We start from the raw sequence: 5374 nt of genomic DNA, 5'->3' as shown, positions 1-5374 counted from the left end.
CCTGCATCCACCAGCGCCCGCTGGTCTTCAAGGGCCAGAAGGTGAAGAAGGGCCAGGTCATCGCGGACTCCAGCAGCACGGATCAAGGGATGCTGGCCCTGGGCCGCAACCTCGTTGTGGCTTTCCTTTCCTGGGAGGGCCAGGTTTTCGAGGACGCGATCGTGATCAGCGAGCGGCTGGTGCGGGAGGATATTTATTCCTCCATCCACATCGAGAAGCACGAAGCCGAGGCCCGCGAGACCAAGCTGGGCCCGGAGGAGATCACGCGGGACATCCCCAACGTCGGCGAGGATCAGCTGCGGGATCTGGACGAGAACGGGATCATCCGCATCGGGGCGCTGGTGGGCCCGGGCGATATCCTGGTGGGCAAGATCACGCCCAAGGGCGAGCGGGAGATGACGCCGGAGGAGCGGCTGCTCCGGGCGATCTTCGGGGAGAAGGCGCAGGATGTGAAGGATTCCTCGCTCCGGATGCCCCATGGCGAGCATGGGAAGGTGATCGATGTGAAGTTCTTCTCCCGGGACGAGTACCGGGAGCTCCCCGCCGGCGTGAACGCGGTGGTTCGGGTCTCGGTGGCCCAGTGGCGCAAGATCGCTGAGGGCGATAAGATGGCCGGCCGCCATGGGAACAAGGGCGTGATCTCGAAGGTGGTGCCCATCGAGGATATGCCCTTCCTGCCCGATGGCACCCCGGTGGATATCATCCTGAACCCGCTGGGGGTGCCCAGCCGGATGAACATTGGGCAGCTCTTAGAAACCCACCTCGGCTGGGCGGCCTCGCGGCTGGGCTTCCGAGCCATCACCCCGGTATTCGACGGGGCGGATGAGCAGGAGATCGAGGCTGAGCTGGCTCGGGCCTGGATGATCGACACGGCCTGGGAGGATGCCCGGCGCCAGTGCTGGAGTTGGCTGAAGGCCCAGGGCTACGATCTCTCGGAGCTCCGGGATGACGACGAGGCGCGCCTGCTGTATCTCTCAGCGCTCCTGGGGGCCCGGGGCTATGATGTGGACCGCCTGGCCACGGACGAGGTCTACGCCCGCCGCAGCAACCTCCGGGAGTGGCTCCGGGATCGGGGCTACGATCCGGATGAGATCCTGGTCTTTGAGGATGATCCGCGCTCCGTCGAAGAGCGCCGCCGGGCGGATGAGAAGGCCATCCTGGTGGGGCTGCGGCTGTGGATGGAGCGCCTGGGCGTGGAGACACGGGACATCCCGGATGAGCAGGTCCGCCAGCGGGCCACGGAGGTGATGCTGGAGACCGGCCAGCCGATGCCCATCCTGGGCAAAATGATCCTCTACGACGGCAAGACGGGCGAGCCGTTCGACCGGCCGGTGACGGTGGGCGTGATTTATATGATGAAGTTGGCCCACCTGGTGGAAGACAAGGTGCACGCCCGATCCACTGGCCCCTACTCCCTGATCACCCAACAGCCGCTGGGCGGCAAGGCTCAATTCGGTGGCCAGCGCTTCGGCGAGATGGAGGTTTGGGCCCTCGAGGCGTACGGCGCGGCCTACACGCTGCAGGAAATGCTCACCGTGAAGTCCGACGATGTCCAGGGCCGCGTCAAAACTTACGAGGCCATCGTCAAAGGGCAGAAGATCGAAGAGCCCGGCTTGCCGGCCTCCTTCAAGGTGCTGGTGAAAGAGCTCCAGTCCCTGGCGGTGTCGGTGGAGGCGATCACCGACTCCGGCGAGGTGATCCGTTTCGGCCGGGAGGAGGAGAAGCCGAAGGTGCCGCGCCTGCCGATGGGCCTGCTGGACCTGACGCCGGACGAAGAAGGGAAGGAGAAGTGAGCCGAAGGCTCACCTGAGGGTAGGGATGGCGTGCGCCGGGGATGATCCGTTCAGGACATCCCCGGCGCTGTTTTATACGTGGCCCGTGTGCCTCCACCCCAAAGTCGTCCCCTTTCCCTCCTCCCCGTGGCCTGGAGGGTGATGGGAGGGAGGAAGGGGGATGGCCTCGAGGAAACACCACATGGGCGTCCCGTGGAGATCGGATTGCCGGCGTTCGTCAAGTCATCGGATTATCCTTACCCTTCGAGGAAATTGCCAGTTTTCTTCTATAATCAAAAGCGTGGAATGAAATCCATCCCTCATCATGTGGTGTCCCGGGAGGCGGCAATGGCGCTTTCTCGCGAGGAGGTCGAGCACATCGCCGAGCTGGCTAAGCTGGCGCTGACGGAGGAGGAGAAGGCGCTGTATGCGGAGCAGCTCTCCGCGATCCTGGACTATTTCCGCAAGCTCCAGGAAGTGGATACCTCAGGCATCGCACCCACGGCGACGGTCCTGCCGATCCGGAATGTCCTGCGACCCGATGAGCCGGGCGAACCCATGCCCCGCGAGTTGCTGCTTCAGAATGCTCCCGCCCAGGCCGATGGCTGTTTCCAGGTGCAGCCGATCTTGGAGTTCGAATAAGCGCCCATCCTCGCCCCTTTCCAAGGAGGCTTGCGCATGGCTCCTTACGAATGGACGATCCATGAAACCTTAGAGCATCTGCGCCGCGGCGAGATCTCAGCGGTGGAGGTCGCTGAGGCCTACCTCGCGCGCATCGACGCGCTGGATCCGATCCTGCATGCCTATCTGACGGTGACCCCGGAGCAGGCCTTGGCGCAAGCCCGGGAAGCGGATGCCCGGTGGGCGGCATGGCGGCGGGATCCGACAACGCCGCTCCCCTCGCTCAATGGGATCCCCTTGGCGATCAAGGATGTGATCTGCGTGCAGGGCGTGCGCTGCACATGCGGCTCCCGCATCCTAGAGAACTTCGTTCCACCTTATGATGCCACGGCGATCGTCCGGTTACGGGAGGCCGGCGCCGTGTTCCTGGGGAAAACCAACACGGATGAGTTCGCGATGGGCTCCTCCACCGAGAACTCGGCCTTCGGCCCCACGCGCAACCCATGGGATCTGGAGCGGGTGCCTGGAGGCTCCTCCGGGGGCAGCGCCGCGGCGGTCGCCGCCGATCTCTGTGCAGGGGCGCTGGGCACCGATACGGGAGGCTCCGTCCGCCAGCCGGCGGCGCTGTGTGGGGTGGTGGGGCTGAAACCCACCTATGGCCGCGTCTCCCGCTACGGTCTGGTGGCCTATGGGTCCTCCCTGGATCAGATCGGTCCGATCACGAAGGATGTGCAAGATGCTGCGTTGCTGCTTCAAGCCATCGCGGGTCCGGATCCGCGTGACGCCACCTCGTGGCCCGCGCCGGTCCCCGATTACACGCGGGCGCTGATCCCCGATCTCAAAGGTATGCGGGTGGGTGTCCCGCCGGAGTATTTCATCCCGGGGATACAACCGGAGGTCGAGGCGGCGGTCCGGGAGGCCATCGAGGTGCTGGCCGAATTGGGCGCTGAAGTGATCGAGGTGTCTTTGCCGCACACCGCTTACGCCTTGCCGACATATTACATGATCGCCCCCGCTGAGGCCTCTGCGAATCTCGCTCGCTACGACGGCGTTAAGTATGGCCTGCGCGTCCAAGGGGAAACCATCTGGGACACTTACCGCCTGACCCGAGGGCGGGGCTTCGGCCCTGAGGTGAAACGGCGGATCATGTTGGGAACTTATGCGTTGTCCGCCGGTTACTACGATGCCTATTATCTCAAAGCCCAGAAAGTGCGCACCCTGATCCGACGGGACTTCGAACAAGCGTTTGAGAAGGTGGACGTGATCGTCTGCCCCACCTCGCCGACGACGGCTTTCCGGATCGGCGAACGCACGGCCGATCCGCTCCAGATGTATCTGGCGGATATTTTCACCATCACAGCGAACCTGGCCGGGATCTGCGGCATCAGCGTCCCATGCGGGTTCGATGGCCAGGGCCTGCCCATCGGCCTGCAGATCCTGGGGCCCGCGCTGGGGGAGGAGAAAATCCTGCGGGCGGCCTATGCTTATGAGCAGGCATCCCCATGGCGCCATCGTCGACCGTCTGTCGTCACTGCGAGGGGGGCTGGCGAATCCCGGGAGCCGGGGGAGGGAGCCGTTCGTTCGTAGCCGCCTTGTCGAAGGCGGCCCCGGCCCCCAAACGCCCTCACGAGTGCGAGCGCGCGTTCAGCGCGCCGCAGGTCGATCGTTGGCCGCAGCCATGCCGTGAACGACTTCCATGGCCTTGCCGGGAGTTCCGATGAGCTGGATCGCGCACGTGCTGCTCCTGCCAGCCGGTGCAGATTGGAGATGGATGGAAGCCTCGCGCTTCTATCTGGAGCGGTTCAGGGTGATCCCAACAACGGACCCGGAGATCGCCCTGGCCCTTTCCGGCGATCCGCTGGTGGTGTCGCTGATCCTGCCGGACGGCCGTCCGGGCCACACGGCAGCCTGGCTTCGTCAGCGTCGGCCTTCCATCCATCTGGATCTGCTCCTCGCCCCGACGCCGGAGCGCCTGCAGCGGATCCTGGACGCTCGAGCGGCCAGCGGTGCCCGGCTGGGCCGGGGGCTTCGCGTGGTCACGACGGATCGCCTGAACGTCCGGAGCGGGCCAGGGTTTTCCGACCCGATCGTCGGTCGGCTGGAGGCGGGGGTGGAGGTCGAGGTGGTGGGCCGGAGCGTGGATGGCGCCTGGTGGGCGATCGTGGACCCAACGCGTCGGGAGCGCGCCTGGATCGCTGCTGCGTACACCCGGGTGGTGGCGGGGATCCCGGAGATCGTGCCGGTTCTCCTCGTGCAGCCCCCGCGCGTTCGCGCCCGCGACCGGCTGGCGGTGCGTCAGGATCCGGAGCCCGAAGCACGCATCCTGGGCTGGCTGCCGGAGGGCGGGGAACGCGAAGCCCTGGGGCGGACGGAGGAGGAACGGTGGGTCCAAGTGGCCTTCCCGGATGCGGCCCACCCGGGCTGGGTTCCGAGGGAAGGCCTGGAGGTGATCCAAGGGGCGCTGGAGGGATTGCCGGTCTATCCCTCGGGGCGCTGGTTGCGCCCACCGGTGCGGTCACCGGTGATCCATCGGGCCTTCGGCGCCGAGCCCCCTGTCTTCGCCGCGTGGGGGCTGCCTGGCCATGAGGGGATCGATTTTCAGGCCCGACCGGGGGAGATCGTTTGCGCGGCCGCGGAGGGGGTCGTGGTGATGGCCGCCGAACGCCTGGATCATCCCTATGGGGTTCAGGTGCGGATCCAACACCGAAGGCCGGATGGGGTCTATGTTACCGTTTATGGTCATCTCATGCCGGGCACGCTGGAGGTTCGGGCTGGGGAGCGGGTGCGGCCCGGACAACCGTTGGGGCGAGCGGGATCCAAGGGGTTTATTCACTTAACGCTGAAGAAGGCGGGCGCGCGGAACGGCGCCTATGGGGACATCCTGGATCCGATGCCGTATCTTCTATTTCCTTCCCAAACGGAGTAAGGCTTCATCCTTTGGGGTTTGCGGGGGTTGGGCCGGGGGCCGAAGGCTCCCGGCC

General features: G+C 65.7%; 3 protein-coding genes and 1 pseudogene. All 4 read left to right on the top strand.

The window, feature by feature from the left end; genetic code table 11:
- A pseudogene (locus tag ACFMO5_RS06615) lies at positions 1 to 1793 on the top strand (DNA-directed RNA polymerase subunit beta); the annotation flags it as partial.
- Positions 1794 to 2120: 327 nt separating this feature from the next.
- A complete protein-coding gene (gene gatC / locus ACFMO5_RS06610; protein WP_376791967.1) occupies positions 2121 to 2414 on the top strand; it encodes an Asp-tRNA(Asn)/Glu-tRNA(Gln) amidotransferase subunit GatC in 294 nt (97 codons plus the stop codon).
- 36 nt (positions 2415 to 2450) lie between these two features.
- Positions 2451 to 3980, top strand: coding sequence for an Asp-tRNA(Asn)/Glu-tRNA(Gln) amidotransferase subunit GatA (gatA, locus tag ACFMO5_RS06605; RefSeq protein WP_376791966.1), 1530 nt, complete (start codon positions 2451 to 2453; stop codon positions 3978 to 3980).
- 130 nt (positions 3981 to 4110) lie between these two features.
- Positions 4111 to 5319, top strand: coding sequence for an SH3 domain-containing protein (locus ACFMO5_RS06600; protein WP_376791965.1), 1209 nt, complete (start codon positions 4111 to 4113; stop codon positions 5317 to 5319).
- The last annotated feature ends 55 nt before the right edge of the window (positions 5320 to 5374 follow it).

It is taken from the genome of Thermoflexus sp. (assembly GCF_042408365.1).
Classification (GTDB): domain Bacteria; phylum Chloroflexota; class Anaerolineae; order Thermoflexales; family Thermoflexaceae; genus Thermoflexus.
The sequence above is the reverse complement of the archived record's forward strand: the minus strand, read 5'-3'. Positions and strand labels throughout refer to the sequence as shown.

Bases quoted from the DNA above. Each gene is read 5' to 3' on its own strand.
- gatA (WP_376791966.1), top strand. From the start codon at position 2,451: ATGGCTCCTTACGAATGGACGATCCATGAAACCTTAGAGCATCTGCGC.
- ACFMO5_RS06600 (WP_376791965.1), top strand. From the start codon at position 4,111: ATGAGCTGGATCGCGCACGTGCTGCTCCTGCCAGCCGGTGCAGATTGG.
- gatC (WP_376791967.1), top strand. From the start codon at position 2,121: ATGGCGCTTTCTCGCGAGGAGGTCGAGCACATCGCCGAGCTGGCTAAG.